Source organism: Photobacterium lucens, from assembly GCF_009873615.1.
Taxonomy (GTDB): domain Bacteria; phylum Pseudomonadota; class Gammaproteobacteria; order Enterobacterales; family Vibrionaceae; genus Photobacterium; species Photobacterium lucens.
The window spans coordinates 1-3,554 of record NZ_SSMG01000099.1; the positions used below are offsets into that span (position 1 = coordinate 1).

Here is a 3,554-nt window from a genome sequence, read left to right on the forward strand (position 1 = left end):
GTACTGTTGTTGTATTTCTACTAATAGATTTATTTTCAATTAAAATATAAAGCTCTTAATAAGTATGAGGAAACTTAGACCTTAGGGCGGTAGCATGCTTATTAAACAACAAAATTACCTGTAGGCTAGGATGAAATTATCAATAAATGTGTTATCAACAGTTTTTCTTACATTACTACTTTCTGGTTGTAGTGTTCCCGGTTCTAATATCAATATAGATAATAAACAAGTAATAACTGTAGGGGCTGAAGATTCTTCGTTAGATAATATTAATGTTTATCCATTAACAGCGATGACTGTTGCGAAATATAAAAGCACACCAGTTTCAGCCCAAGTCAATACCATACTGGATAGTGAGTTGAAAAATTACGAATACCATATTGGTGTTGGCGATATCTTAAATGTCACTATTTGGGATCATCCTGAATTAACCATTCCTGCTGGTTCGTATCGTAGTGCGAGTGAAGCGGGTAACTGGGTGCATGCAGACGGCACTATTTTCTATCCTTACATCGGTAAAGTGACGGTTGCAGGGAAAACAGTTACTGAAGTGAGAAAAGAGATTGCTCGTCGGTTAGCTGCTTATATTGAAGCACCGCAAGTTGATGTCAATGTTGCTTCTTTTCGCTCGAAAAAAACCTATATAACCGGTGAAGTAAAAAAACCTGGTCCTCAAGCAATTACTAATATTCCCTTAACTCTGCTTGATGCAATTAACAAATCAGGCGGCTTAGCAGAAGATTCTGATTGGCGTAATGTGACGTTAACACGCAATGGTAAAGATCAGAATATATCGTTATATGCGCTAATGCAGCGCGGCGATTTAACTCAAAATCGTTTATTACAAGATGGTGACATTGTGCATGTCCCTCGTAATGATGCACAAAAAGTGTTTGTGATGGGCGAAGTAAATAAGCCACAACTACTTAAAATTGACCGTGCAGGTATGAGTTTAACGGAAGCACTCAGTAATGTGGGCGGCATCAATGAATTAGAAGCTGATGCAACAGGTGTATTTGTTATTCGCTCTAAAGAGTCTCAAAAACCAAACGATCCAATTGCTGATATTTACCAATTAAATATTAAAGATGCGACAGCATTGGTGATTGGAACTGAGTTTGAATTACAGCCTTATGATGTTGTTTACGTAACAGCCGCACCTATTAGTCGTTGGAACCGTGTAATTAAACAGCTATTACCAACTATCACCGGATTTAATAGCTTAACTGAAGGTGTTAACCGTTTTGTCGATTTAAAATAGGCAAGATTTCATCACCCAATCTTGAATAAAATATGACTGACATGGAATATTGTTCATGAGTTTAACTCAAAATTTAGCAAATAAAGCAACACCAAATACCAGTGATGAAATCGACCTAGGTAAACTATTTGGCATTTTGGTTGATAGTCGTTGGAGCATTATTGTAACCACCTTGCTCTTCACTTTTATTGGTATTGCTTATGCGCTTCTAGCAACACCGGTATATAAAGCTGATGCATTGATTCAAGTTGAGCAAAAAAGTACAGGTATGCCTGCTCTTGGTGGTGATATGGCAGAGCTATTTTCATCTGAATCAACAGCAACAACTGAAATTGAAATTATTAAGTCTCGTATGGTACTGGGTGAGACGGTTGATAAATTAAATCTTTCTGTTGTAGCAACACCGAATTATATACCAGTGATAGGAAAGGGGCTGGCGCGACTAAGTGGAGAAAGTGCCTCTATTGCTATTTCACGTTTTATTTTACCTGAACATATGCAGACTAACGGCTATGTATTAACAGTTACAAATAGTGAAAAAGGTAAATATACGTTAGCTAATTCAGAAGGGCGTGAAATTTTACAAGGGCGAGTAGGTGAGCTAGTCGAACAAAATGGCATTAGCTTATTTGTAACCGATATTCATGCTAAAGATGAAGCGACATTTACCTTAAGTAAAATTAGCCGATTAGATGCTATTCAAAATTTACAACGTGATTTATCCATTAGTGAGCGAGGGAAACAAACGGGTATCCTTCAACTCTCAATGACAGGTAAAAACCGCAGCGAAATTAAAGATATTCTGAATGACATCAGTCAGAAATATTTCTTGCAAAATGTTGAACGAAACTCAGCAGAAGCAGAAAAAAGTTTAGTGTTTTTAAAGAAACACCTGCCAGAAATTAAAGCGCAATTAAATAATGCAGAAGAAAGGTTAAATCAATATCGACAATTAAACGAATCGGTTGATTTAAACTTAGAAGCAAAATCAGCCCTAGAGGTCATGGTAAATGTTGAAGCACAATTGAATGAATTAACCTTTAAAGAAAGTGATATTTCACAGCGTTTCACTAAAGAGCATCCAGCATATATTGCGTTGCTTGATAAGCGTAAAACATTATTAGCGGAAAAAGCACGTTTAAATAAGCGTGTTGAAAAGTTACCAAAAACACAACAAGAAATTCTGCGATTAACACGAAGTGTTGAAGTTAATCAGCAAATTTATGTTGAGTTATTAAATAAAGTGCAAGAGCTAAGCATTGTAAAAGCGAGCACTGTAGGTAATGTCCGTATTCTTGATAGTGCACAAACGTATTCTCAAGCAGTTAAACCTAAAAAAGCGTTAATTGTTGTTTTAGCAACGCTATTAGGCGGTATGTTATCGGTAGCTATAGCTTTACTTCGCGCAGCGTTCCATAAAGGTGTTGAAACACCGGATCAAATTGAAGAATTAGGTCTGCCTGTATATGCCTCTATTCCGTTATCGGATTCACAAACAGAACTGCTTAAAAAGCAAAAAGGTAAGAAAAATAATTTAACAGTAGAGCAAACCTTATTAAGTGTTTACAACCCTGCTGACTTATCTATTGAAGCGCTACGTAGTTTACGTACCAGTTTGCATTTCGCGATGATGGAAGCGAAAAATAACGTGCTAATGATTTCAGGTCCAAGCCCAGGCATTGGTAAATCATTTGTATCTGCAAACTTGTCGTCTGTTATCGCTAAAGCTGGGCAGAGAGTACTGGTTATCGATGCGGATATGCGTAAAGGGCGAATGGAAACACAACTATGTACAGACAACAAACCAGGCTTATCAGATTACTTATGTGGCAAGCAAGAGTTTGCTAATGTTGTGCGTGAAACGGGTGTAGACGGATTAGATTTCATTCCTCGAGGCGACACACCACCGAACCCGTCAGAACTGTTAATGCATCCTCGTTTTAAAGCATTAGTTGAGTGGGCACAGCAAAATTACGACATGGTAATTGTTGATACGCCACCTATTTTAGCTGTCACGGATGCTGCTATTGTTGGTGCGCATGTAGGAACAACATTATTGGTTGGACGATTTGAGCAAAATACAGTTAAAGAAATCGATGTAGCTAAAAATCGTTTTGAACAAAATGGTATTGAAGTGAAAGGCTTTATTCTTAACGCCATTGTCCGTAAAGCAAGCAGTACTTATGGTGGTAATTATGGTTACTATAATTACAGCTACGACAGTAAATAATTATATTAAGCGTTTAATTAAAAGAATACTTTCTTAGATAAAGAGAAAGTCTCCTTTTTTAAG

General features: G+C 37.0%; 2 protein-coding genes. Both read left to right on the forward strand.

The window, feature by feature from the left end:
* The first annotated feature begins 130 nt into the window (after nucleotides 1-130).
* A complete protein-coding gene (locus E5A76_RS05105) occupies nucleotides 131-1,261 on the forward strand; it encodes a polysaccharide export protein (protein ID WP_161118287.1) in 1,131 nt (376 codons plus the stop codon).
* 55 nt (nucleotides 1,262-1,316) lie between these two features.
* Complete coding sequence (locus E5A76_RS05110) at nucleotides 1,317-3,491, forward strand: polysaccharide biosynthesis tyrosine autokinase (protein WP_161118288.1); 2,175 nt, start codon at nucleotides 1,317-1,319, stop codon at nucleotides 3,489-3,491.
* Nucleotides 3,492-3,554: the final 63 nt, after the last annotated feature.